The 21,440-nt window shown below is 61.7% G+C and carries 24 protein-coding genes; 10 read left to right on the top strand and 14 right to left on the bottom strand.

Annotated elements, in window-relative coordinates; translation table 11 throughout:
* Window positions 1-5: 5 nt before the first annotated feature.
* A complete protein-coding gene (locus tag J4D99_RS13960) occupies window positions 6-920 on the bottom strand; it encodes an MBL fold metallo-hydrolase (RefSeq protein ID WP_208132339.1) in 915 nt (304 codons plus the stop codon).
* Window positions 921-1,008: 88 nt separating this feature from the next.
* Window positions 1,009-2,364: a sigma-54-dependent transcriptional regulator gene (locus J4D99_RS13955; RefSeq protein WP_208132338.1), complete on the bottom strand. Its 1,356-nt coding sequence runs from the start codon at window positions 2,362-2,364 to the stop codon at window positions 1,009-1,011.
* A 195-nt stretch (window positions 2,365-2,559) separates the two neighbouring features.
* Here J4D99_RS13955 and J4D99_RS13950 point away from each other — a divergent pair, with 195 nt between their 5' ends.
* Together J4D99_RS13950 and J4D99_RS13945 are read left to right on the top strand one after the other, a co-directional pair.
* Complete coding sequence (locus tag J4D99_RS13950; RefSeq protein WP_208132337.1) at window positions 2,560-2,976, top strand: DUF3592 domain-containing protein; 417 nt, start codon at window positions 2,560-2,562, stop codon at window positions 2,974-2,976.
* A gap of 138 nt (window positions 2,977-3,114) precedes the next feature.
* Window positions 3,115-3,552, top strand: coding sequence for a hypothetical protein (locus tag J4D99_RS13945; protein WP_208132336.1), 438 nt, complete (start codon window positions 3,115-3,117; stop codon window positions 3,550-3,552).
* A 10-nt stretch (window positions 3,553-3,562) separates the two neighbouring features.
* On the opposite strand, the gene J4D99_RS13940 is transcribed toward J4D99_RS13945, so the two are convergent.
* Window positions 3,563-4,396: an ATP-binding cassette domain-containing protein gene (locus J4D99_RS13940; protein ID WP_208132335.1), complete on the bottom strand. Its 834-nt coding sequence runs from the start codon at window positions 4,394-4,396 to the stop codon at window positions 3,563-3,565.
* Between the two features lie 75 nt (window positions 4,397-4,471).
* On the opposite strand from J4D99_RS13940, the gene J4D99_RS13935 reads away from it, so the two are divergent.
* On the top strand, window positions 4,472-5,098 hold the full coding sequence (locus J4D99_RS13935; protein ID WP_208132334.1) for a transposase: 627 nt from the start codon (window positions 4,472-4,474) through the stop codon (window positions 5,096-5,098).
* Between the two features lie 41 nt (window positions 5,099-5,139).
* Here J4D99_RS13935 and J4D99_RS13930 read toward each other — a convergent pair whose 3' ends face one another.
* The 7 genes from J4D99_RS13930 to J4D99_RS13900 all read right to left on the bottom strand — a co-directional run bounded on the left by J4D99_RS13930 (window position 5,140) and on the right by J4D99_RS13900 (window position 11,558).
* On the bottom strand, window positions 5,140-5,913 hold the full coding sequence (locus tag J4D99_RS13930; RefSeq protein WP_208132333.1) for an ABC transporter permease: 774 nt from the start codon (window positions 5,911-5,913) through the stop codon (window positions 5,140-5,142).
* Between the two features lie 139 nt (window positions 5,914-6,052).
* Complete coding sequence (locus tag J4D99_RS13925) at window positions 6,053-7,831, bottom strand: OmpA family protein (protein WP_208132332.1); 1,779 nt, start codon at window positions 7,829-7,831, stop codon at window positions 6,053-6,055.
* Between the two features lie 155 nt (window positions 7,832-7,986).
* On the bottom strand, window positions 7,987-8,979 hold the full coding sequence (locus tag J4D99_RS13920; protein WP_208132331.1) for a hypothetical protein: 993 nt from the start codon (window positions 8,977-8,979) through the stop codon (window positions 7,987-7,989).
* A gap of 19 nt (window positions 8,980-8,998) precedes the next feature.
* Window positions 8,999-9,667, bottom strand: a complete 669-nt coding sequence (locus tag J4D99_RS13915) for a hypothetical protein (protein WP_208132330.1) — start codon at window positions 9,665-9,667, stop codon at window positions 8,999-9,001.
* 199 nt (window positions 9,668-9,866) lie between these two features.
* Window positions 9,867-10,538 (bottom strand): outer membrane beta-barrel protein, encoded by a 672-nt coding sequence (locus tag J4D99_RS13910; protein ID WP_208132329.1) that lies wholly within the window; start codon window positions 10,536-10,538, stop codon window positions 9,867-9,869.
* A 119-nt stretch (window positions 10,539-10,657) separates the two neighbouring features.
* Window positions 10,658-11,140: a DinB family protein gene (locus J4D99_RS13905; RefSeq protein WP_208132328.1), complete on the bottom strand. Its 483-nt coding sequence runs from the start codon at window positions 11,138-11,140 to the stop codon at window positions 10,658-10,660.
* Window positions 11,141-11,165: 25 nt separating this feature from the next.
* Window positions 11,166-11,558 carry a group III truncated hemoglobin gene (locus tag J4D99_RS13900; protein WP_208132327.1) on the bottom strand — a complete coding sequence of 131 codons (393 nt, stop codon included), beginning with the start codon at window positions 11,556-11,558 and terminating at the stop codon, window positions 11,166-11,168.
* A gap of 52 nt (window positions 11,559-11,610) precedes the next feature.
* Here J4D99_RS13900 and J4D99_RS13895 point away from each other — a divergent pair, with 52 nt between their 5' ends.
* The 5 genes from J4D99_RS13895 (at window position 11,611) to J4D99_RS13875 (ending at window position 16,412) form a co-directional block, all read left to right on the top strand.
* The gene (locus J4D99_RS13895) at window positions 11,611-12,222 is read left to right on the top strand and encodes a sce7726 family protein (protein ID WP_208132326.1); all 612 of its coding nucleotides are present in this window, start codon (window positions 11,611-11,613) and stop codon (window positions 12,220-12,222) included.
* A 66-nt stretch (window positions 12,223-12,288) separates the two neighbouring features.
* Window positions 12,289-14,028 (top strand): circadian clock protein KaiC, encoded by a 1,740-nt coding sequence (gene kaiC / locus J4D99_RS13890; protein WP_208132325.1) that lies wholly within the window; start codon window positions 12,289-12,291, stop codon window positions 14,026-14,028.
* Between the two features lie 20 nt (window positions 14,029-14,048).
* Complete coding sequence (locus J4D99_RS13885) at window positions 14,049-14,378, top strand: circadian clock KaiB family protein (RefSeq protein ID WP_236018662.1); 330 nt, start codon at window positions 14,049-14,051, stop codon at window positions 14,376-14,378.
* 3 nt (window positions 14,379-14,381) lie between these two features.
* On the top strand, window positions 14,382-14,687 hold the full coding sequence (locus J4D99_RS13880; protein ID WP_208132324.1) for a circadian clock KaiB family protein: 306 nt from the start codon (window positions 14,382-14,384) through the stop codon (window positions 14,685-14,687).
* A 24-nt stretch (window positions 14,688-14,711) separates the two neighbouring features.
* Complete coding sequence (locus J4D99_RS13875; protein WP_208132323.1) at window positions 14,712-16,412, top strand: PAS domain-containing sensor histidine kinase; 1,701 nt, start codon at window positions 14,712-14,714, stop codon at window positions 16,410-16,412.
* Between the two features lie 101 nt (window positions 16,413-16,513).
* On the opposite strand, the gene J4D99_RS13870 is transcribed toward J4D99_RS13875, so the two are convergent.
* The 3 genes from J4D99_RS13870 to J4D99_RS13860 all read right to left on the bottom strand — a co-directional run bounded on the left by J4D99_RS13870 (window position 16,514) and on the right by J4D99_RS13860 (window position 18,935).
* Window positions 16,514-18,028 carry an HTTM domain-containing protein gene (locus J4D99_RS13870; RefSeq protein WP_208132322.1) on the bottom strand — a complete coding sequence of 505 codons (1,515 nt, stop codon included), beginning with the start codon at window positions 18,026-18,028 and terminating at the stop codon, window positions 16,514-16,516.
* 95 nt (window positions 18,029-18,123) lie between these two features.
* Window positions 18,124-18,501, bottom strand: coding sequence for a hypothetical protein (locus J4D99_RS13865; protein ID WP_208132321.1), 378 nt, complete (start codon window positions 18,499-18,501; stop codon window positions 18,124-18,126).
* Between the two features lie 50 nt (window positions 18,502-18,551).
* The gene (locus J4D99_RS13860) at window positions 18,552-18,935 is read right to left on the bottom strand and encodes a hypothetical protein (protein ID WP_208132320.1); all 384 of its coding nucleotides are present in this window, start codon (window positions 18,933-18,935) and stop codon (window positions 18,552-18,554) included.
* A gap of 187 nt (window positions 18,936-19,122) precedes the next feature.
* On the opposite strand from J4D99_RS13860, the gene dinB reads away from it, so the two are divergent.
* Both dinB and J4D99_RS13850 read left to right on the top strand, forming a co-directional pair.
* Window positions 19,123-20,217 (top strand): DNA polymerase IV, encoded by a 1,095-nt coding sequence (dinB, locus tag J4D99_RS13855; protein ID WP_208132319.1) that lies wholly within the window; start codon window positions 19,123-19,125, stop codon window positions 20,215-20,217.
* A 72-nt stretch (window positions 20,218-20,289) separates the two neighbouring features.
* Window positions 20,290-20,676 carry a nuclear transport factor 2 family protein gene (locus J4D99_RS13850; protein WP_208132318.1) on the top strand — a complete coding sequence of 129 codons (387 nt, stop codon included), beginning with the start codon at window positions 20,290-20,292 and terminating at the stop codon, window positions 20,674-20,676.
* 161 nt (window positions 20,677-20,837) lie between these two features.
* Here the strand turns inward: J4D99_RS13850 and J4D99_RS13845 are convergent, their stop codons facing one another.
* A complete protein-coding gene (locus tag J4D99_RS13845; protein WP_208132317.1) occupies window positions 20,838-21,416 on the bottom strand; it encodes a cupin domain-containing protein in 579 nt (192 codons plus the stop codon).
* Window positions 21,417-21,440 lie beyond the last annotated feature (24 nt).

Below are 21,440 nucleotides of genomic sequence, written 5' to 3'. Positions count from 1 at the left end.
CTTCATTACAAAGGCAGCGCGAGGCCTTCGTCGGCAATATGAAACCCTTGCCGCAGCACCGCCCGGCGCTCGGGGCTGTCGCGCTGCAGCAGCGGATTGGTGTGGTTGAAATGGATAAAGTAAACCTTGGCCCGCTCGGCGGGCGGCAGGCTTTGCAGCAGCCGCAGCGTTTCTTCTACAAACGGATGCGGCACCTCGGCCATCGGGCGGGCAATTTCACCATCGCGGTAAAACGTGGCGTCGAGCAGCGCATAATCCACGCGCTTTAAGAGTTCGCTCAGCTGCTGCGGCCACTTCGCCCACTTGTCGATGTCCGGAATAAATACCGCTTTTTTGTGCGCCCCCGCAAGTTCAAAGCCCACCGTTTCGGTAAACTCATCGCGGTGCGGTACCAGGAAAGGCGTAATTTTCAAACGCGGATTCAGCGAGATTACTTGGCCGCTGGCAAGTGGTTTCAGCTGAATATTTTGCAGCGTCACGAGCTGGCTCCACGGCGCGTTATTCGTCAGAAAGCCAACCATGCGCGGCATGGCGTATACCGGCACCTGGCTAGCCCCCAGCGCCTCGCGGCCCAGGTACATGAGGCCCGTGTAGTGCCCGATGTGCCCGTGGGTGAGGAAGATACCCGTAGGCAGCGTGCCCGGCGTGGGCAAATACTCATTGAGCGCGTAGAGCTGCTCGGACATATCGGGCGTGGCTTCGAAGAGGAATTTTTGCCCGGCCTGCTCATCTACCACCCCTAGCGAAACCACTTTTTGGCGCGGGCGCTGGCCCAACTCTACGGCCGCAAACTCCTGCACAGCGCCGATTTGCGGATAGCCGCCATCCTGCGCCACGCCTAGCACAATGAGCTTTTGGTCTTGCGCGAAGGCCACGGTGCCGCAAGTGAGGAATAGCCCTAGTAGAAACAGCTTTTTCATAAACTACCACTAATAGCATCTGTCATTGCGAGCGCAACGCAGTGGAGCGCGGCAATGACAGACGCAAAGTATGGGCGAGTGGGTAGGATTACTCTTCCAGCCCGTACTCCTGCAATTTCCGGTACAGCGTAGTCAGGCCGATGCCGAGCTTCTTGGCCACTTCGGGCTTGTTGCCCAGCAAGTCGCCCATCAGCCGCTTAATGTGGCGCGCTTCAAGGGCCCGCAGGCTTTCATCATCGGCCGATAAGACGGGCCGGGCGCCGCTCTGAAACTCTTCGGGCAGGTATTCGGGGGCTAGCGGCTCGCCGGCCGGCGCCAGGATGGCGGCGCGCTCCAGTACGTTTTTGAGTTCGCGCACATTGCCGGGCCAAGCGTAGGCTTGCAGTGCGGCCACGGTTTCGGGGGCTAGGCCGGGCAGGCGCTTGGCCAGCCGGGCGGCGAAGTGCTGCAAGAAAAACCCGGCTAGCAGCGGCACGTCGCTAGCCCGCTCCTTCAGCGACGGCACCAGGATGGTGAACACCGAGAGCCGGTAGTACAAATCGGGCCGGAAGCGCCCCTCGGCGGCCTCCTGCTTGAGGTTGCGGTTGGTGGCCGCCACCAGCCGAATATTCACGCTCGTGGCCTTGGTGTCGCCGAGCTTGGTAAACTGCTGCATCTCCAGCACCCGCAGAAACTTGGCCTGCACATTCAGCTCCAGCTCGCCGATTTCGTCCAGAAACAGGGTGCCGCCGGTGGCTTCTTCCAGCAAGCCTTTCTTGTCGGTCAGTGCCCCAGTAAAGGCGCCTTTCTTGTAGCCAAACAGCTCGCTTTCCAGCAAATCTTTGGGAAAGGCGGAGCAATTGACGGCCACAAACGGCTTGCTCTTACGCCCGCTGGCCTCGTGCAGGGCCTGGGCAAACAGCTCCTTGCCCGCGCCGGTAGGTCCTTCGAGCAGCACCGTGCTATCGGTGGGCGCCACCTGCCGGGCCAGGTGCTGGGCGCGCCGCAGAGCCGGGGCCTCGCCTATCATGCTCTCGAAGCTGTGGCGCTGGCCTACGCGCTTTTCCAGCTCGGCCACCCGGCGCTGCAGGCGGGCCTTTTCGGCAGCGCGCTCCACCACCACTACCAGCTGCTGCTCAAAATCGCCCTTGGTGAGGTAGTCGAAGGCGCCGAGCTTCATAGCCTTCACCCCGTCGGGGATGGTGCCGAAAGCCGTGAGCAGCACCACCTCGGCTAGCGGCGCGGCGGCCCGGTAGCGCGGCAGCAGCTCCACGCCGTGGCCATCGGGTAGCTTCACATCGGAGAGCACCACCAGCACCTCGGCGGCGTGCTGGGCTAGCAGGGCCAGGCCGCGGTAGGCATCGGGGGCTTGCAGCACGGTGTAGCCTTCCAGCTCCAGCACCTGGGCCAGCAGCTGCCGCAAGCGCGCTTCGTCGTCGATGAGGAGCAGGGTTCCGGTGGGCATGTCTGGGTAAGAGTTATGTCGCTGCGGCAAAGAACGGCAAGGTTAGGCTGCTACTTTTGGCGGCATTATTCACCCAATTTGGATTCCTTGTTAATGACGAGTAGAAGACGAGCATTCCAGTGCATTTATAAAATTCGTCATTTTGCATATATTACTCAGCATCAATCCATACGCTAGCAGTCTTTAGTAAACTATATGCTCGACATTTCAGCGGGTATTCCTACTGCTTTCTCAGTAGGAATAGGCAGTGTCTTTTTGTATAGCGCATTTGAGCGGTATCGCAAACGGACTTTTTTACTTCAAAATGGATTACGAACTGAGAGCACTGTTGTAAGGCTCGAACAAGATGATGACCCTGATTCAAGTAGTTTGTATCCGGTAGTCAGGTTCACAGATTCTAGTTATGAAACCATAACACTACGTTATAATTCTGGTAGTTATCCCGCTGCTTTTCACCTTGGGCAACGCGTTCAAATACTCTACGACCCGTCAAAGCCACAGGATTTTGTGATTGGCTACACCACTATAGACTGGGAAACTATTAATGTACTTGTAATTGGTATTTCTTTAGTTGGGGTGGGACTATACTGCTGCATTAAGCCCTACCTCTAAGCTCCTGTTAATAGAATGATTTTAGGTTTAGCTACCACGTTAACGTCCTAAGGCAGCCGCGCTAGGTTCTGTTAGTGGCAGACGGACTTTGCACCCCAGCTTATTACCCCCTACCTTGCCACCCTCAATGCCAGGACTATGCAAGTAGGTTTTCGGAAGCTAGCGGGGGCTAGCCGCGCAAGCGAGTTGCCGCGCACCCAGCGATTCAGGGCGGCCGTGCGCCAGCGGCGGCGGCGCCTCGACGGGGCCGTGGTTGAATCGGCTGCCCGGCTGATGCCCCTGGTGGCGCTGCTCGATGCGCTGCAAGCCCCGCCCGCGCAAGAATCGGTGTTTCGCACGCGGCGCAAGAAGCTGCGGGCGCACTGGGATGCTGCCTACGCCGAGCTGCAAGCCGTGCATCCGCGCCACCGGGCCCTAGCCCACGCCCTGCAGTCCGTGGCCGACATGCTGCGCGACGAAGCCCGCGACATCAGCCCCGAGGAGTGGCAGCGCGCCGCCCGGGAGCTAGCGCTGGCCACCCTCAAGAATGCGCCGGGGCTCATTAGTGTGGCCCAGCAGGCGCGGCTGCTGGCCTAGAGGGTGACCGCTAGCTGCCCCGAATCTCGTTCTTAATACCCTCCACGAACTGGGCAAATTCGGGCTCGGCTTCCACATCGGGGTGCCAGGCCAGGCCGAGCTGAGCCAGGTTGTACTGGTGGCGCGGGCTAATGGTGGCACCGGGCAGCAGTTGGCCGGTGCTGGGGTCGCGCTCGGGGGCTAGCAGCCAGAGGCGGTCGGCTAGGGCCGTGGTGGTGGCAATATCATGCGAAACGATGAGCACGGTGTTCAGCTCATCCATGGTCGTGACTTCCACGATGATTTTCTTGACCTCGTCAATCATGGCCACGTCGAGGCCCGAGAAGGGCTCATCGAGCAGAATGAGGTGGTCGGAGCACAAGAGCTGCTGCGCGATGGCCGCCCGCTGGCGCTGCCCGCCCGAGAGGTGCGCCGGGTACTTGCGGGCGTGGGCGGTCAGCCCAAAGCGGGCGAGGTAGTCGGTGGTACGGGCCTGGGCTTCGGCCGGGGCGTGCTTGCGATGGGCGGCCAGCAGCAGGTTGTCGCGCAGGGTGAGGTGGTTGAACAGTGGGTAGCGCTGCTGCACGTAGCCTACGGCGCCGGGCTGCACGGGCTGCTGGGCTTCGCCCACCCGCACGGTGCCGGTGCTGGGGTTGGCTAGCCCCGCCAGCAGCCGGCACAGCACCGACTTGCCGATGCCCGAGCGCCCGTAGATGCCCACCACCTGCCCCTGGTTCATGCCGGGACGGATTACGTCGAGCACCTGCACGTTGAGGTCGCGCAGAATTACCTCGCTGCCGAAGCTCATCGACACGTCTTGCAGCGTGAGCAGCGGGTCTTTGTAGGAGTGTGGAAGGGTGGTCATGGCAGTAGCGCGGACTTTCAGTCCGCGAGTGAAGAGTTATGTTAGAGTTGCGGACTGAAAGTCCGCGCTACAGAAATGTCGAACCTGATTTATTATGAGCGGTATCTGCCGCATCGGCTGCCACCGGGAGAGACAATCTTTATCACCTTCAGGCTAGCTGGCAGCTTGCCACAGGAAGTACTAGTGCGGTTGCAAGCTGAAGCCCAGCTAGCCCAGCAGCGCAGCGCGCCTGATGTTGGGCTGCGCTATGCCGAGCAGAAGCGCTACTTTGGTCGTTTCGACGCGCTTCTAGACGGTTCTACCCACGGCCCTACATGGCTCGGGCAGCCCGCCGTGGCTGCTATTGTGCAGCAAGCCATCCATTATCCCGATAGGAAGGGCTACGACCTGCGTTGCTACTGCATCATGCCCAATCACGTTCATCTGGTAGTAGACCTGCCTGATGACGCGCCGCCGCTAGCTAAAACTTTACAAACACTGAAAGGCTATTCCAGCTTTCAGGCCAATAAGCTGTTGGGATTGAGCGGGGCATTTTGGCAAGCCGAAAGCTATGACCATGTGGTAAGGTCTGGTGAACTAGACCGCATCATCAGCTACGTGCTCGAAAATCCAGTGAAAGCGGGTTTGGTAGATGAATGGCCAAAGTGGCCCTACAGCTACTTAGCCCCCAGTAACGCGGACTTTCAGTCCGCGAGTGAGTAGGCAGCGGTGAATACCCGCCACTCGCGGACTGAAAGTCCGCGCTACATCTGTCCCAGTTCGGCGTAAGGGAAAAACGTTTTGCGTAATGCCTCAAAACCATAGTCTTGCGCCACGCCCACGGCCAGAATGACAAGCTGAATAGCCACCACGCCATCGAGGTGCAGGTAGCGGTTTTGCTTGTAAAGCAGTAGGCCGATGCCGCCTTCCGATTGATAGAGCGTTTCCACGAGCGTGATTAGGGTCCAGATGATGGCGAAGTTCTGGCGCACTACTTCGAGCATATCGGCCAGCTTGCCGCGCACCACCACTTGCCAAAAGCTGCCCCACTCGCCCAAGCCCAGGGTGCGGGCGTGGTCCAGCTCCTCCTGCGTGGTGCTGAGGATGACGCGCGTCATGCCCGTAACGAGGTATACCGTGGCCCCAAACACCAGTACCGAAAGCTTCACCTGGTGACCCGAGCTGAGCATCAGCGCCATAAAAAACGTGAGCCCGGTGAGCGTGAGGTAGCGCAGCTTGGAGGCGGCAAATGCCAGCGGCCGGAAAAACGGCAGCGCCGTGAGGTAGGAAATGCCTAGAGCCAAGACTGTGGCAATGCCCAGCGCCTGAAACGCCGTGAGCAGGCTAGCCCACAGCTCGGGCAGCAGGCCCTGCGTGGTGATAAGGTCCTCGAGAGCACGAAATACATCGGCTAGGCTTGGGAAAAGTTGGAGCGGGAAGAAGAGCCACAGCGCCAGCAAGGCTAGCACCTGGCCCGCCACTAGCGCGGCCAAGGTGGCGCGGCGCGGGTGGGCATTCGGAGTGAAGAGAGGGCTCATGGTATGTAGCGCGGACTTTTAGTCCGCGAGTAGACCCGTGCGCGCCGGCTGTTATCGTCGCCGGCGCGCTGGCATTCAAAAAGTTTGAAAAGGCAGTCTGGAATATTGGCTCACTCGCGGACTGAAAGTCCGCGCTACACTAGTTGCCCAGCACCACTTCCACGCGGCGGTTTTGGGCTTTGCCGGCTTCGGTGGCGTTGCTGGCTACCGGCTCGGCGGCGCCGTGGGCGTATACCTGCACGCGGCCTTCGGGGAAAGCGCTGGCGCTTTTCGTTTCGAGCCAGTGGGCCACGGCCTCGGCACGGGCCTGCGAAAGCTGCTGATTGGCGGTGGGGTTACCGGTGTTGTCGGTGTAACCGTGCACGGCCACTTTCAGGCGGCCAGCTACTACGAGGTCGTCGAAGAGCTGGCTGAGTTCGCGTTGGGCGGCGGGGGTGAAGGTGCTCTGGCCGGTGTTGAACTCGATGTTCCAGGCGCGCTTGCTCACGCTGCGGCGAATCTCATCATCGGCAGCAAACTGCTGGGTTTCGGCCGGTGCCACTGCCTTGCCTTTGTACTGGGCTTGCAGCTTGCGCAGCAAGGTCAGGTCGAGCATGTTGGTTAGGGGCACGTAGCTCGGCAATTCTTTCGGATAGAGCTTGCTCTGCACGTCGCCGAAGGTTTTGTACACGGCGGCGTAGATGTTGGTGCCGCCATTGTCGAGGCCGAACAAGGTCAGGTTATCGCTGAAGTTGAAGGCTTTGCTGCCTCCTAGCTCCACCACGTTGCCGGTGCGGTCGGCCTCGCTGGTGCCTTTGTAGTACTTCAGCCAGTATGCGCCGGGCTTGTCTTGGTCGCCGTAGACCTGGGCCGAGATGTCGGCGGCGCGGGTCAGAGCTTCGGGGTGGCTTTTCACCTGGTCGCCGGCTACGGCGAAGGCGGTCATCATATTCAGCACAGCGGGCTGGTGTTTCTCGTACCAGCGCTTGGTCGTCACCATGATGTTAGGCATCTGGTTCGAGTAGTCCTTGGTGCTCACGATGTTCACTAGGCCCCCCTTTTGCTTGGCGATGTTCACGTCGCCGGGCGTCCAGGTGGCTACGGCGTCGGCCACGACGTCTACTTTCACGCCGGTGCTGTGGCCGCTCACCACTTTAGTCCGCGATTCGGGCTTGCCCACGATGTACTTTTCGGCGGCTACCAGGAAGTCGCTGGCGGCCATGAAATTTACGGCTTCGGGGTCGTAGGTGGTTTCGTCGGGGTTTACTTTCAGGCCGTTGTCGGCGCACCATTTCAGGGCAATGTTGTGGTCACCGTCGCGCAGGTAGCAGGCGATGGTTTTGCCCAGCGCAGCCTTGGGGTTATCGAGCCATTCCTTGGGGCCCATCAGCTTGTCTTCGCCAAAGCTTTTACCCACCGAGTAGGGAATAATCTGTAGGCTGGTGCCGGCCTTTTCGAGCTGGCTCTGCACAGCCGAGAATGCGGGCATTCCGTCGCCCATGATGCTCACAATCAGGCCCGGGGTCTGCGGGTTGCTTTGCAGGTCGAGGGCGTTTTTCACCAGGTCAGCCTGCATCTTCGATACGTCGTCTTGGCGGGTAATCTGCATGTCAATTTTGTTGGCCGCCAGGGCCGAGCCCATCGTTGTGCGAGGGCCGCCGTTGGCGAGCATGCCGGCCATTTGGGAGTTCCAGGCCATTACTTCCCAGACCACTGCGGTGCCGTTTTCGGCGGGGGCAGTGCCGGGCAGGGGGGCTAGCGGCACCACTAAGTTGGCGCGGCTGCCGCTAGGGGCCACCGGCAGCTCTATCGAGCTCAGAAGCACCGACTGCGTGTCGGCCTTCTGGAAAATTTTATTGCTGGCAATCAGCTTATTGATGCCAAAGTACAGCAGTGCGAAAATGAGGGCACCGAGTACGATTTTGCCACGAGTTGTCATTGTATGTAGCGCGGACTTTTAGTCCGCCAGTAGAGTAGTTAGAAAGAAAGTGGGTGGTGGCGGGCATAGGTGGCCTCGCCTAGGGGCGGTGTGGGTCGCGGACTGAAAGTCCGCGCTACAGCAGCACCATAATCAGTAGCAGCGCCAGGCATCCACTAATCAAGCAGGCTAGAATAGGCATCATCGGAGCGTTGTTTAGTGGCGGCTACGGAGGTTGAAATGGGCTTTTTATCGGTGTCCATCAGGGCGTTGAAGTCGCCTTTCTGGTAGCGGTCGAGCAGGCGCTGGCCTTTTTCGCTCATCACGCCGTTCTGGATATCCATCTCTTTCACAAACTCTTGCGAGTAGCGCATGGCCTGCTTTATCTGGCCGAGCTGCTGCGCCATATCCTGGGCCACGCGGTCGGTGGCCAGGTCGAAGAAGTACTTCTTGTCGGGGTCGCCACGCAGGATGTTCATGGCGGCGCGCATGCCCGAGCTGGTGCGTTTCACGAGCTCGTATTCGTCTTTCAGCAGACCGACCTTGAACTTGCTGCCATCTATCTGGCGCAGGGCGGCTTTCAGAATCTGGCGCATCACCACGCTCACGTTGGCCGTCGTTGTTGCCATGGGCTGCAGGCGCTGGTTGTAGTCCAGGATTTGGGCGGCGCGGCTGGCGTAGGCTTCGGCGGCGTCCTTTTCGCCTTGGCGGGTGGCCGAGTCGGCCAGGGCCAGGTACTCCTTCATCAGGGTGTCGTTGGCGGCGAGCTTGCGCTTCACCAACTCGTGGGCACCCTCGATGTGGCCGACCTCCGCTTCCATCTGGCGGGCCTCCTTCTCGGTGTTCTGGATGTAGTCTTCCATGATGCCAATGGGGTCGGTGTTCACGAAAATGCCCGCCGCCGTGCGCAGAATGCGCTGCCCGGCGTACCAGAGCCCGGCCTGAATGCGCTTGTTGGTGCCGAGCAAGAAGAGCACAAAAAGTGCCCCTAGCCCGAAGCCCAGCTTCACGCTGTTAAACACGATGTCAACGAGGTAGGGCACGATTTTGCCCCAGTAGTACACGCCAGCGGCAGCTGCGCCGCCCAGCACCACCCAGCCGGCTACTTTTTCGGGCTGCTGCCACTTGGGTAGGGTCGAGTTGAGGTCGGGAGCAAGCAAGGTTTTCATAAGTCAGAAAGGGGGTTAGTTATTTGAGTAGAAAGGACTTGGTAGCTTGCTGGTGGGCTTGCAGCTCGGCCGCGGCAGCAGCGTGGGCCAGCTCGTAGCTGGCAAGGGCGGCCTGGGTTTTGGCGCCTTCCTGCTGCAGCTGCTGCTGGGTTTCCTGCAGCTGCTGGGTCTTGTCGTTGAGCTGCTGGCTGAGGCTGGCCACGGCTTGCTGCAGCTGGGCTTCCTGCTCGCGCAGCTTGGCTAGGGCACTCGGTGGGCCTTGCAGCGGCATAGCCTCGCCCATTTTTTCGCGGTGGCGGGCCTGCACCTTGGCGCGGTCGTCGGCCAGCTTCTGGGCCAGGTTATCGGCCGAGGTGAGCAGGCTGGGCAGGTCGGTGCCGGTCACGGCCGAGAAGGCGTTGAAGGCCGTTTGGTAGAGCAGCGGACCGCTGAGGCCGCTGGCCGCCAGGCTTTTCACCATCTTGGTGAAGGCGCCGAAGTCGCGGCCGTCGCCGGCCAGCAGCCCGGCAATGTGGTCGAGGTGGCGCTGCTCGGGCTGCTCCATGCCGGGCGGCAGGCTAGCCAGCGGCTGGGCGGGCATTACCGGCACGGCCAGCTTCGGAGCCGGCACGGAACCGGCCGAGGCTTCGCCGTCGGGCTCGACGAAAAAGTCTTTGGCGGCTTTCGCCAGGTTATCGAGAATGGCCATGTTGGGAGGGGCTAATAGGTGAGGGATGTGTACCTATTGCCAAGACCAATGCCGAGTCGGGAGAGTAGAAGATTTATTTTATTAATAGATTGATTGACAGTATGATAAATAAAAAATCCCGTCCGGCGCCAGGCCGAACGGGATGTTATTTTTTCAAAATGGAAAGCCGTTTTTACTAAAAAGGAAAATGGTAGAGGCCCTAGCGGAGCCCGCCAAAGCGGTAGCGCAAGCCTAGCGCCATGGCCGTGCTTCCATTCATGCTGTTGGTGAGCGACACGTTGAGGAGGACATCGTACATGGCATCCAGGTGCTTGCCAAAGCGGTAGCGAAAGCTGGGCCCGGCGCTGATTAACAAGTCGTTATAGTTGTAGGAATAGTCAGAATACGAGGCGCTACTGCTGCCCTGGCTGGTGGCCGTTTCAGAATAGGTAGAGCGGCCAGCCGAATGGGTGAACGAGGGACCAGCCAGCGCATCTACCTGAAACCGGTGCGCGGCCTGCCGGGTGATGGTGTAGCGAGCTAGCAGCGAAGTAGTGAAGACGCGCCGCATGTCGTCACTGGTAGTCACAGAGCTGATTAAGTTAGCGTTAGAATCGACGTAGTTATTGGTATACGAGTTGTTGCTTTTGACATTGCTATAGGCTAGGCCCACTTGCACTGCCAGCCGGGGCCGCAGCTGGTAGCCCAGCGTGGCCTGCACGGGCACACTATACCGACTGCCGTGGTAGCCGCCCACCGCTTGGGTGGTGCTGGCGTATGCCGCCATGCCACTGTAGAACCGATATACTGGCGGCGGGCTAGTGCTTTGGGCCAGGGTGGCTAGGGGAGTAGCTACAATAAGGGCGCTGCACAGGAGGCGGGGCACTGGCATGAGATTATAGGTCGAAAGGGGCTGCATATGAAGCAGAACCCTTCCGCTACTAAAGCGTTGCACGGTAGGTCGACTATATACCGCTTGCGCCTTGCGCAGCTGCCCGCCAGCAGTGCTGCTTAATGCCAGACCCCTAGCACGCGCCGCAGCAAAACAAGCTCGCCAATATGGTAAGCCGCGTGGTCGCCGATGAGCAGGGCCTCGCGGAGGATGTTCTGGCCATCGCCGTGGGCTAGCGGGGCGAAGAAATCTGTAGCCGGGTCGTTGAGCAGGTCGATAAACCGCTGCTGGTCGTGGGCAATGGCGAGTAGCGCAGCCTGCCAGCCGGCCTCATCTACTACCGACGTTCGGGCGGGCCAGTAGCCGGCGGGCCACGCGGGCGACACGTGCTGCGGGTTCAGCGTAAACTCGACAATGTCGTGCTGCGCAATGCGCAAGTGCTCGACCACGTGCCAGATGGTGTAGGGCACCTCGGGCACAAACTCGTTGCGCAGGGGCGCGGGCAGGTCGGCCAACGCCTGCTCGAAGGTGGCGTGGGCATTGCCGCCGGCCAGCAGCGCCATAAGCTCGGCCACGAGGGCAGCGCGGGAAGTGGAGTCCATAAAGAAGGAAGTAAAAAAAGGGTAGTTACAAAACAGACAAATTTCCATTGGGTGCCTGCAGCAGCCCTAGCCGGGTGGCAAACACCCGCCCGATGTGCAGCGCCTGCTGCCGGGCCAGCTCGGCGGTGGGGCCGGCAAAGTGCGCCGCCAGCGTTTCCTGAAACAGCCCTAGCCAGCGCTCGAAATGCGCCAGCCCAATAGGCAGCGGGAAGTGCTTGCGCATGGGAAAGCCCCGAAAGCGGTTGGTGCCCAGCAAGATGCCGCTCCAGAAGTCGTAGAGCTGCGGCAGGTGATGGCTGAAGTCGACTTTGGCAACGTCCGTAAAAACAGGGGCTAGCAGCGGGTCGGCCAGCACGCGCCCGTAGAAACTGTCTACGAGCAGCTTGATGTCGGCTTCGGTGGTAATATCGGGGAGCATGGGGCGGGGCGGGCGCCGCCTGTGGCCGCCCGTTTTACTTTTGAAGGTACAAATGAACGACCCCGACATTCGCGCCCGGCTTTACCCCCTGCTGCTGGGCGGCGTGTATATAGACGAGCTGCCCACCGGCAGCACCCGCGCCGATGTGGTGCATATCACCGAGCACTTCATGCACGGCTACGAGGTGAAGGGCGACGGCGACACCCTAGCGCGGGTTGCAAACCAGCTGCGCTGCTACGCCGAGGTTTACGACTTCGTCACGTTCGTAGTCACCGAAAAGCACCTGCCCAAGCTGCTGCCTCAGCTGCCCGAGTGGGTGGGCGTGCTTGTAGCCAGCCCCGAGGCTGCCGAGCTGCGCCCGCACCGCCCGGCCGGCTACAATGCCACCGTGCAGCACGCCCCGCTGGCCGGCCTGCTGTGGGTAGAGGAAATAAAGCAATACCTGCTGGCACGGGGTCTGGCCGGGGCCAGCACCCTGCGCCAGCGCGAAGTGGCCCAGTACCTGCGCACTACGCACACGGTGCCGCTCTCGCACCTAGCTCAGTACGTGCGCGAGCGCCTCATGGCGCGGCTGCCCGAGCGCCTGCTGCAGCGCGAGGTGCGCAAGGCCGAGCGCGAGCGCCTGGCTGCCATTCGGGCGCGGCGCTCAAAAAAGAAGCGCTAGCGGCGACAATCTTTTCGCGCGCCGGGGCCTTAACTTTCCGGGAAATTCTGTGCCGACTATCTTTTTATGCAACAAGCTACGCCTTTGCCGGCTACCACCCTGCCCAAGCTGCCCAAGGCCCCCACGGGCATTGATGGCCTCGACGAAATAACCGAAGGGGGCCTGCCGCTGGGCCGCCCTACGCTGGTGTGCGGCAGCGCTGGCTGCGGCAAAACATTGATGGCCATTGAGTTTTTGGTGCGCGGCATTGAGCACTACGGCGAGCCGGGCGTGTTCATGACCTTTGAGGAAACGGCCGACGAGCTGGCTGCCAACGTGGCCTCGCTGGGCTTCGACCTCAAGCAGTTGCAGACCGATAAAAAATTGCGGGTCGACCACGTGCACGTCGACCGCTCGGAGATTGAGGAGGCCGGCGAGTACGACCTCGACGGCCTGTTTATCCGGCTAGGGTATGCCATCGACAGCATTGGGGCCAAGCGCGTGGTGCTCGACACTATTGAGGCGCTGTTTTCAGGTTTCCCCAATGAGGCGGTGCTGCGCTCCGAAATCCGCCGGCTATTTCGCTGGCTTAAGGATAAGGGCGTCACGACTGTCATCACGGCCGAGCGTGGCGAAGGAACACTGACCCGGCAAGGCCTGGAAGAGTACGTGTCGGACTGCGTGATTCTGCTCGACAACCGCGTTATCGACCAGATAACTACCCGCCGCCTGCGCATTGTGAAGTACCGGGGCAGCACCCACGGCACCAACGAATACCCCTACCTCATCAGCGAAGATGGCATTTCGGTGCTGCCCGTTACGTCGCTTAAGCTCGAGCATAAGGTATCGAACGAGATTATCTCGTCGGGCGTGCCGGGGCTCGATGAAATGTTTATGCGCAAGGGCTGGTACCGGGGCAGCAGCATCTTGCTCACCGGCACTGCCGGCACCGCCAAAACGACCCTAGCGGCCTCGTTTGCCGCCGAAACGTGTCGGCGGGGCGAGCGCTGCCTCTACTTCGCTTTCGAAGAATCGCCGGCCCAGCTCATGCGCAATATGCTGTCGGTGGGCATCGACCTCAAGCCCTACGTCGAGCAGGGCTTGTTGTATATCGAGGCCTCGCGCCCCACGCTCAACGGCCTGGAGCGCCACCTCGTGACGCTGCACAAAACCATCGGCGAGTATCGGCCCCAGGCCGTGGTCATTGACCCCATCAGCAACCTAGTGGCGGTGGGCTCGCTCAGCGAGGTGCGCAGCATGCTCACGCGGATGATTGACTTCTTGAAAATCAGTGGCGTTACGGCCTTGTTTACGGCGCTTATCAGTGGGCGGCACGGGCAGCTCGAGCTCACCGAGGAAGGCGTGTCGTCGCTGGTCGATACCTGGATTTCGGTGCGCGACCTCGAAGGCGTGGGCGAGCGCAACCGGGGCCTCAGCATTCTGAAAGCCCGGGGCATGTCGCACTCCAACCAGGTGCGCGAGTTTCTGGTCACCGAGCACGGCATACAGCTGCTCGACGTCATTATCGGGCCCGAGGGCATCATTACGGGGGCCGGGCGCCTCACCCAGCGCATTCAGGAAGAAGCCCAGCGCGTGGTGAAGCAGCACGAGGCCGACCGCCGCGACCGCGAACTCGAGCGCAAGCGCCGCGTGCTCGAAGCCACCATTGCCAACCTGCGCACCGAGTTTGAAACCGTCGAGGAAGAGCTGCGCCACATCAGCCACGAGGAAAGCACCCGCGAGGCGGCCCTGCGCGACGGTCGCTCGGCCCTGGCTACGGGCCTGACTTCCGATTATTTAACCGCTCAGCCCAACGCCCGGCCCTAGGCGCCGTATGCCTGTTAGTTATGATGGAAGCGAGGGAAGAAATAAACAGTGCTACCGAGCCACTTGCCAGCGAAACCTGGGAGCTGCGCCTCTACGTGGCCGGCCAAACGTCGAAGTCGATTGCGGCGCTGGCCAACCTGCGCCGCTACTGCGAGCAGCACGTGCCGGGCCGCTACCAGCTCGAAGTGATTGATTTGATGCAGCATCCGCAGCTAGCCGAGGGCGACCAGATTCTGGCCATCCCGACGGTGGTGCGCAAGGTGCCCGAGCCTATTCGTAAGGTTATCGGCGACCTCTCCAACGAGGAGCGGGTTATTGTGGGGCTCGACCTGCGCCCCCAGTCCCGCTAGGCCGTGGCAGCAGACTATTCGCCCCCTGCCGCCACCGAGCCGCTCTACGAACTCCGGCTATACGTAGCGGGCGCGACCCCCAATTCGACGCGGGCGGTGCGCAACATCAAGGAAATCTGCGAGCACTACTTGGCCGGACGCTATGTGCTGCGTATTATTGACATGTACCAGCAGCCGCAGCTAGCTAAGGAAGAGCAGATTATTGCCGCCCCGACGCTGGTGCGCCAGCAGCCGCTGCCGCGCCGCCAGCTCATCGGCGACCTCTCGAACCGCGCCACCGTATTAGCCACTTTAGGACTAGACGGCTAGCACAACCCTAGCCAGACCCGCCCCATGACTCCCACTGCTTCTTCCCTGGCCCAGGAAAACGAAGAGCTGCGCCAGCGCCTGCGCGAGGCCGAGGAGCTGATTGTGGCCGTGCGCACGGGGGCGGTCGATGCGCTGGCCATTCAGGGGGCCGATGGACCACGCATCTTTACCCTAGAAAGCGCCGACCACGGCTACCGCCACCTGGTAGAGCAAATGAGCGAAGGTGCCGTGCTGCTGGGCGCCGATGGGATTGTGCTGTATTGCAACGCCGCGCTGGCGGCCGCGCTAAGCTGCAACCTGAGCGAGCTGCTAGGGCGGCCGTTTACCGATTTTGTGCCGCCCAAGTACCGGGCTTACTGGGCCGAGCTGTGGCAAGTGGGCTGGAACACCCAGGCCCGTGGCGAGCTGCCGCTGCAAAATGGCAACGATGGCGCCCTGCGCCCTTTTTCGGTGTCGATGAATGTGCTCACATTCAGCGGCACACCCACGCTGGCTGTGCTGCTGGCCGATATGTCGGCACGCAAGGAAATTTCGGCCATCCGCTCGGTGGTAGTGAGGCAAAATGAGCTGCTCGACCGTAAAAACGAGGAGCTGGTGCGCCAGCTGGCCGCCCGCCAGGCCGTGGAGCGCACCGCTGCCGAGGCAAACCGCGTGCTCGAAGGCATTCCGCAGATAGCCTGGACGGCCGACACGACGGGCACAACTACTTACCTCAACCACCGTTGGTTTGACTACGTCGGCGAGCGGGCTATTACGGCCGAGCAGATAGCCAACCGTATTCACCCCGACGACTTTGCGGCCTGTATGCAGAGTTGGGAGCGTAGCCTGTCCACCCAAGAGTCTCTGGAACTGGAGTGCCGCATCTTGAATAGCGAGGGGGAGTATCGCTGGATGCTGGGCCGAGCGCTGCCTTCGCGCAATGAGCAGGGCGAAATAGTGCAATGGATTGGCACCTACACCGATATTCACGAGCACAAGCTGGCCCAGGAGCGCATCAGCCAGGCCCAGCGCCTACTGCGCGACAATAACGAGGAGCTGACCCGTGTGAACGTAGACCTCGATAACTTCATCTACACGGCCTCGCACGACCTCAAAGGCCCGATTACCAATATCGAAGGCCTGCTAGGGGCGCTCACCGACGAGCTGCCCATCGAGGCCCGGCAGCGCCCGCCGGTCAATGACATTCTGGGCATGCTCACCAAGTCGGTCGAGCGCTTTCAGCGCACTATCGGGCAGCTCAGCGACGTGGCCAAGCTGCACCGCGAGCACGGCCTGCCCAGCGCCCCCGTGCTGCTAGCCCCCATGGTACACGATGTGTGCCTCGACCTGGCCCCCCTGATACGCAGTACCGGTGCCCAGCTCGACCTTGAGGTGGCCGACGACGTAGCGGTAAATTTTCTGGAAAAGAACCTGCGTAGCCTCGTGTATAATCTGCTCAGCAACGCCCTCAAGTACCGCGCCCCCGACCGGCTGCCGTGCGTGGCCGTGCGGGCGCGGCCCGAGGGCCGGTACGTGCGCCTGCTGGTGCAAGACAATGGCCTGGGTATCAGCGAGGCTGGCCAGCGTAAGCTGTTTGGCCTGTTTGAGCGCCTGCATAGCCACGTGGAGGGCAGCGGCATCGGCCTGTTTATGGTGAAAAAGATGGTGGAGAATGCCGGTGGGCGCATTGCCGTCGAGAGCGAGCTGGGAGTGGGCTCTACCTTCACGGTGCTGCTGCCGCAGTAGCGGGGCTAGCGGCATTCAAGGCTCGCAGCTACCGCCACTGGAAGTAGCCCAACCCGTTTTTCGGTGCCCCAGCCCTTGTTTCGCTACACCAGCGCAAGTGCCTACTTCGTAACCGGGGCGGCTGGTACGCAGTCGCACAGCAGCTCGTGGGTAGCCGGCGGCACCCGATAGTCGGGCTGCGACACTTCTTTCATGTACACCACGGCCAGGCGGCGCAGCGGCGGGTGCGCCGGGTTTTCGTGCCAGATGCGCAGCAGATAGTTGCAGTAGTAGGGCCGCATCCAGGCATTGTTAACAAACAGGTAGTTCTCGGAATACTTGCGCCAGCGGTCGTTTTTGAAGAGGGCCACCACCGCGGCTGGCTTGGCATACGTGACGGGTGCGCCGCCGCGGTTGAGGTCGATGACCCGGCCGGTGGTAGTTGTGCCTTCGAGCACGTACCAGCCATCGTCTTTGAAAACGGTGGGCGCAAACATGCCCCAATGCTGGTCTACCCGAAACAGGTAGCCGACCCAGCGCGTCGGCTCAGTCATCCAGCCGGCGGGGAGCAGCTTTACATCGTCGAGGCTCCACCAGCACACGTAGAACAGTAGGCTGAAAACCACCGCCTCGCGCACCTGGCGCCCAAGCTGGAGCCAGCCCGGCGTGGCCGGCCGGGTGCGCTCTAGATGCAGCCGCCAAGGCCACTGCCATGCGGGCAGGCGGGCGTGCCAGCGCTGGGCCCGCGCCATGTGCGGCCGCAGGCGCGGGGCTAGCCAGTTGAGGGCCACGGGCGGCAGCAGACCCAGCACCGATACCAGGTTGATGATGAAAAACAGTCCTACGTACAGCGTAAGGCTGATGCCCAGGTGAAACCCGAACAGCACGCCTATCACCAGCAGCCGCCACCAGCGCACCCCCACCGGAATGAACAGCGCAAACGGCAGCAGCAGCTCCACGTACCAGGTACCAAACGTGAGGGCGCGCAGCAGGTCGGGGTGGGGGTAGAGCAGGCGCCCGCCGGGCAGCAGCAGTTGGTCGAGGCTGAGTGCATAGTAAAGCGCGGTGCCATCGTGGGTCCATTCGGCCCCGCTTTTGAGCAGGGCCGTGCACCAGTACACGAGAGCTAGCTGCACTATGTAGGCCACGGTGGCGGCGCTGGCATAGTTGAGCCGGGCTGGTGCGGGCCGCGTGCGCGCATCCCAGGACCACACCCGGCCCCAGGGCAAAAAAATGCCCCAGAACAGCAGCATCCGCAGCAGGTCGTCGCCACCCTGCCCAATGAGTGTATTGCGGTTTTGCACCGATACCAGCAGCACCCACGAGGCTACGGTGGCCAGCCGCGTGTGGTAGCCCAGCAGCAGTGCCCCCGCTAGCCCCGCCGCCAGCCCAAATAGCACCGCCTGCACCTGCCACAGCCCGCTGGCGGCGTGCAGCGAAAACTGGTAGGGCGTCCAGGCGTGTTCCAGGAGGGTGGCCACCGGCAGCACGCCCATATTGGCGTAGTGCGCCTCCAGGTCAGTGCTGCGAATACCCAAATCGAGCAGCACCAAGGCCGCCGTGCCTATGCGCAGCAGAGCCAGCGCCCGCAAGTCGAGTACAAAAGGCCGCCGCACCACAGCCCAGAGCTTGTGCATAAGTAAACTTAATTGATGGTAAGCGATAAAAGGCAAAAACGGCCGGCCAGAAAACCGGCCGGCCGTTGTGCCTCATGTTACTGATATAGGTGCTGCTACTGGTTCGAGCCGCTCGTGCTAGTGCCCGAAGTGCTGCCCGAGCCCGACGTGCTACCCGAAGTGCTCGTGCCGCGGCGGCCCCGGCGCCCCGCGCCCGACGTAGTACCGCTGTTGTGCCCCCGGCCCGAGGTGGTGCTGCCGCTGGTCATCGAGCCTGAGGTACTCATGCTGCCGCTGGTGCTGCCCATAGTGCCCGACGTAGTGCCGCTAGTGCCCATGGTGCCGGTGCCCGAAGTACTGCCACTGGTAGTGCCCATGGTAGTCGAGCCCGAGGTGCTGCCGCCCGTGGTTTGCGCGTGGGCGGTGGTAGTGGCCAGGCCCAGGCCTAGCAGGACGGCGGCCGCCCGAAGCGGTGCTGCAAATTGCGTTTTCATTGGAAAAGGGGAAAAGTGAAAAAGATTACAGTTGAGTGAATTGGCTGGCTTTATTGGCCGGTGCTGCCGCCCGTAGTGCTGCCGGTGCCCGTGCTGCCTGCCCCGCCGCCCGTTGAGCTAGTGGTGCTGCCCGTCGAGCCGCTCATGCTGCCTGCGGTTGAGCCGGTTGTGCTGCCGGTACCGCCGGCCGTCGAGCCACCCGTGCTCATATCGCCAGAGCCGGCCGTAGTGCCACCCGTGCTGCCGCTGCCCGCGCCGCTGGTGCTCATGGCCCCGCCGCTAGCCCCGGCCGAGTCGCTGCTCATGCTGCTATCGGTGGTGTTGCTGGTGGTGCTGGTGGTAGAGGTATCGCTTTGGCTACTGCCGCAGCCGCTGAGCAGCGTGGCCCCCAAGGCCAGGGCAGCTAAGACTATAGAAAATGATGACTTCTGCATAAAATGACGCTAAGAGGAAAATGGTCTGCCCGGTATACGTTTGATTTACAGCGGGCATTTGTGCGATTATCACTTATTTCTCTCAGGAAACACGTAGGGAGAAACACGCAAAATTTAGTTTTTCTTCAGACTCGGGAGGTGCAGCACGCCAGCCAGCGCGGGCGCTAGCCTGCGTAAATTTGTGTGCGTGACGCCCTCCTTGCCGCCCGCTGAGCCGCGCAAAATCATTCACCTCGACATGGACGCGTTTTACGCCTCCGTGGAGCAGCGCGACGACCCTGCCCTGCGCGGCCGGCCCCTGGCCGTGGGTGGCACCCGCGAACGCGGCGTGGTGATGGCCGCCAGCTACGAGGCCCGGCAATACGGCGTGCGCTCGGCCATGCCGGCCAGCACCGCCCGGCGGCTGTGCCCCAAGCTGCTGTTTGTGCCGCCGCGCTTTGAGGTCTACAAAGAAGTGTCGGGCCAGGTGCGCGAAATCATGGCCGAGTACACGCCGCTCATCGAGCCCGTAGCGCTCGACGAGGCCTACCTCGACGTGACCCACAACCTCAAGCACGAGCCGCTGGCCAGCCAGGTAGCGCGCGACATTCGGGCGGCCATCCTGGCGCGCACCCAGCTCACGGCCTCGGCCGGCATTTCCTACAATAAGTTTCTGGCCAAGCTGGCCTCCGACCACCGCAAGCCCAATGGCCAGTACGTGATTCCGCCCGGCCGCGGGCTAGCCTTTGTGGAGAAGCTGACGGTGGGGCAGTTTCACGGTATCGGGCCCGCCACGGCGGGGCGGCTACACGCGCTGGGCATCTTCACTGGGGCCGACCTGCGCGCCCAGCCCGAGGCGTTTTTGCGCCAGCACTTTGGCAAAGCTGGCGGCTACTACCACGCCATTGCCCACGCCGAAGACCACCGCCCCGTGCAGCCCGACCGCCAGCGCAAGTCGGTGGGCGCCGAAACCACCTTTGCCCACGATTTGCACGAGCAGCCCGAGTTGCTGGCGGCCCTGCTGCCCGTAGCGGCCAAGGTGTGGAGCTATTGCCAGCGCACCGGCCAGTCGGGCCGCACGCTCACGTTGAAAGTAAAATTCGCTGACTTTCAGCAGATAACCCGCAGCCGCACGCTGCTAGCCTCGGTGCCCGACGAAGCTTCGCTGCTGCGCACCTGCCAGGATATCCTGACGGCGCTGCTGCCGCTGCCCAAGGGCGTGCGCCTGCTCGGGCTGTCGCTGTCGAACCTTGATGGCGAGGCGCCGCCGGCTAGCCCCGGCGGGCAACTGACCTTGTTTTAAGCGCTTGCCAGAGGCGCCTGACGTTCTTTTGCAGTGGCCAACCTTCCGGCCAGTACTCCTTACTTCCTCCAAATGTCTGCCATCCAAGAAATTGAACAACTGGAGCGCCGCCGCTTCGACGCGCAAGTTGCCAAAGACCTGCCTACGCTCGAATCCATCTTCGCCGACGACCTCATTTACACGCACTCCAACGGCCACCAGGACAACAAGGCGAGCTACATTGCCTCCATCGCCAGCGGCCAGAGCCGCTACGATAAGGTTGATATCGAGAACATGGTGGTGCGCCCCTACAACGACGACCGCACGGCCATCGTCAACGCGCTCATCGAGATTAACCTCGGCCCCGGCGCCGACGGCCAGCCCAGCTTCACGCGCATCAAGTACGTGGTCGTTTACATCAAAGACGAAGCAAAAGGCTGGCAGCTAGTGCTCTGGCACGCCCAGAAGCAAGCTAGCTAAATCGGCACCCTGCTTAGCTTTACAAGAACGTCATGCTGAGCTTGTCGAAGCATCTCTACCGTGCCGCTAGGGTATCATTCGGTAGAGATGCTTCGACAGGCTCAGCATGACGTTCTTATTTGTTCCTAACTAAGTAATAAGTACAGCCAAGCCTTGTGTGCTTACTGCCAGCTGGTGAGTAGGCCGCCGCTTTTACCCAGCAGCGGGTCGGTGCTGGGGAGGGGCAGGGCGGCGATGTTTTTATCGGTCTGGGGGCGCTCGCCGGGCAGGCCGCGGTTTACGTCCCAGTGGCGGCCGTCGGGGTAGGCGCCCACTATGCCGAGGTTATCGCTACCGAGGTTTTTGTGGCCCACGCCCGCCGGAATCACGATGATGTCGCCGGCTTGCACGCGCACCTTCTGTCCCTTTTCGCCGCCCAGGTGTAGCAGCGCCGAGCCCGCATACACGCCCAGCACCTCGTGCGAAGTGCTGTGGTAGTGGTGAAACGGGTATACGCCATTGCGCCAGGAGTTGGTCCAGTTATTCATCGCAAAGTGGCTTTCCAGCCACGCCGCGCCGGCCGCCTCGCGGGCTGCAAACGCCTGCCGGTACAGCAGCAACGGATAGTGGCTGTTGGGGATGGTGCCGTCGTCTTTGAAATACAGTTTTTCGGGTTGCATAGGGCGAGTATGGCGCAGGCTAGCAGCGGCCAGGCCCAGGGGCGCTAGCCCCAGCAGCGGAATAAAGTGTCGCCGTTTCATAGGCATTCTTGTACGGCCGGCGCG

It is taken from the genome of Hymenobacter sp. BT559 (assembly GCF_017571525.1).
In the GTDB taxonomy this organism is placed as follows: Bacteria; Bacteroidota; Bacteroidia; order Cytophagales; family Hymenobacteraceae; genus Hymenobacter; species Hymenobacter ginsengisoli.
This window is presented reverse-complemented; position numbering and strand designations above follow the sequence as displayed.

Excerpts from the sequence above, each read along its gene's own strand:
- J4D99_RS13960 (WP_208132339.1), bottom strand. The coding sequence starts at position 920 with ATGAAAAAGCTGTTTCTACTAGGGCTATTCCTCACTTGCGGCACCGTG.
- J4D99_RS13955 (WP_208132338.1), bottom strand. The coding sequence starts at position 2,364 with ATGCCCACCGGAACCCTGCTCCTCATCGACGACGAAGCGCGCTTGCGG.
- J4D99_RS13950 (WP_208132337.1), top strand. The coding sequence starts at position 2,560 with ATGCTCGACATTTCAGCGGGTATTCCTACTGCTTTCTCAGTAGGAATA.
- J4D99_RS13945 (WP_208132336.1), top strand. The coding sequence starts at position 3,115 with ATGCAAGTAGGTTTTCGGAAGCTAGCGGGGGCTAGCCGCGCAAGCGAG.
- J4D99_RS13940 (WP_208132335.1), bottom strand. The coding sequence starts at position 4,396 with ATGACCACCCTTCCACACTCCTACAAAGACCCGCTGCTCACGCTGCAA.
- J4D99_RS13935 (WP_208132334.1), top strand. The coding sequence starts at position 4,472 with ATGTCGAACCTGATTTATTATGAGCGGTATCTGCCGCATCGGCTGCCA.
- J4D99_RS13930 (WP_208132333.1), bottom strand. The coding sequence starts at position 5,913 with ATGAGCCCTCTCTTCACTCCGAATGCCCACCCGCGCCGCGCCACCTTG.
- J4D99_RS13925 (WP_208132332.1), bottom strand. The coding sequence starts at position 7,831 with ATGACAACTCGTGGCAAAATCGTACTCGGTGCCCTCATTTTCGCACTG.
- J4D99_RS13920 (WP_208132331.1), bottom strand. The coding sequence starts at position 8,979 with ATGAAAACCTTGCTTGCTCCCGACCTCAACTCGACCCTACCCAAGTGG.
- J4D99_RS13915 (WP_208132330.1), bottom strand. The coding sequence starts at position 9,667 with ATGGCCATTCTCGATAACCTGGCGAAAGCCGCCAAAGACTTTTTCGTC.
- J4D99_RS13910 (WP_208132329.1), bottom strand. The coding sequence starts at position 10,538 with ATGCCAGTGCCCCGCCTCCTGTGCAGCGCCCTTATTGTAGCTACTCCC.
- J4D99_RS13905 (WP_208132328.1), bottom strand. The coding sequence starts at position 11,140 with ATGGACTCCACTTCCCGCGCTGCCCTCGTGGCCGAGCTTATGGCGCTG.
- J4D99_RS13900 (WP_208132327.1), bottom strand. The coding sequence starts at position 11,558 with ATGCTCCCCGATATTACCACCGAAGCCGACATCAAGCTGCTCGTAGAC.
- J4D99_RS13895 (WP_208132326.1), top strand. The coding sequence starts at position 11,611 with ATGAACGACCCCGACATTCGCGCCCGGCTTTACCCCCTGCTGCTGGGC.
- kaiC (WP_208132325.1), top strand. The coding sequence starts at position 12,289 with ATGCAACAAGCTACGCCTTTGCCGGCTACCACCCTGCCCAAGCTGCCC.
- J4D99_RS13885 (WP_236018662.1), top strand. The coding sequence starts at position 14,049 with ATGATGGAAGCGAGGGAAGAAATAAACAGTGCTACCGAGCCACTTGCC.
- J4D99_RS13875 (WP_208132323.1), top strand. The coding sequence starts at position 14,712 with ATGACTCCCACTGCTTCTTCCCTGGCCCAGGAAAACGAAGAGCTGCGC.
- J4D99_RS13870 (WP_208132322.1), bottom strand. The coding sequence starts at position 18,028 with ATGCACAAGCTCTGGGCTGTGGTGCGGCGGCCTTTTGTACTCGACTTG.
- J4D99_RS13865 (WP_208132321.1), bottom strand. The coding sequence starts at position 18,501 with ATGAAAACGCAATTTGCAGCACCGCTTCGGGCGGCCGCCGTCCTGCTA.
- J4D99_RS13860 (WP_208132320.1), bottom strand. The coding sequence starts at position 18,935 with ATGCAGAAGTCATCATTTTCTATAGTCTTAGCTGCCCTGGCCTTGGGG.
- J4D99_RS13850 (WP_208132318.1), top strand. The coding sequence starts at position 20,290 with ATGTCTGCCATCCAAGAAATTGAACAACTGGAGCGCCGCCGCTTCGAC.
- J4D99_RS13845 (WP_208132317.1), bottom strand. The coding sequence starts at position 21,416 with ATGAAACGGCGACACTTTATTCCGCTGCTGGGGCTAGCGCCCCTGGGC.